This is a genomic window from Mesorhizobium sp. M7A.F.Ca.MR.362.00.0.0 (assembly GCF_004023175.1).
In the GTDB taxonomy this organism is placed as follows: Bacteria; Pseudomonadota; Alphaproteobacteria; order Rhizobiales; family Rhizobiaceae; genus Mesorhizobium.
Genome location: NZ_RZTF01000380.1, coordinates 1 through 827 on the forward strand (window position 1 = coordinate 1; position 827 = coordinate 827).

1 protein-coding gene is annotated in these 827 nt (G+C 64.3%); it reads right to left on the bottom strand.

What is annotated here, in order from left to right; all coding sequences use genetic code 11:
* A partial coding sequence (locus EOC06_RS30560; protein ID WP_245470229.1) for a Bcr/CflA family efflux MFS transporter occupies window positions 1-827 on the bottom strand: 827 nt, incomplete at both ends.

An 827-nucleotide genomic window follows, 5' to 3' on the forward strand; every position in this document is an offset into this window, starting at 1 on the left:
CGAGGTGGTCGGGATGACCAGGCCGAGAAAGCCGTAGCCGACGAACAGCAGGGCCGCCATCACGTCGAGCCGGTCGACGCCCGTCGCCATGATCGCCAACAGCACCACCATCGTCGAGGCATAGCCGGTCACCGCGACACGCACCACGCGGCGCAGCCCAAAACGCTCGGCCAGCAGCCCGGTCAGCTGCGACATGCCGATGAAAGCCACCGCATTGATCGAGAAGAACACGCTGTAGACCGAAGGCGACAGCCCGTAATGGTCGATCAGAATGAAGGACGAGCTCGACAGATAGACGAAGAAGCTCGCAATGCCGAAGCCGGCGATCGCCACCAGGCCAAGGAAATTGCGGTCGCCCATCAGGAAGCGATAGCCGGCAAGCGCGGTTCCGAAGGAGGAACCGACGCGTTCTTCAGCCGGCCGCGTCTCCTTGAGCGAGGTTGCGAGCAGCACCGTGGCAAGGGCGGCCGCGCCCGTCACGGTCCAGAACACGGCGCGCCAGCCGAAACTCTCGATGATCACGCTGCCGGTCAGCGGCGCCAGGATCGGCGACACCGAAAACACCAGCATCAGCAACGACATCAGCTTGGCGGCCTCATTGCCGGTATGCAGGTCGCGCACGATGGCGCGCGGAACGGCCATGCCGGCGCTGGCGCCAAGCCCTTGCAGGAAACGGAAAGCGATCAGCCATTCGATGGTCGGCGCCATTGCCGAACCGATGCCGCCAACCATGAACAGCGCAAGGCCGCCATAAAGCGGCAGCTTGCGGCCGACCATGTCGGAGATCGGCCCGACGACGATCTGGCCAAAACCCATCGACAGGAAGA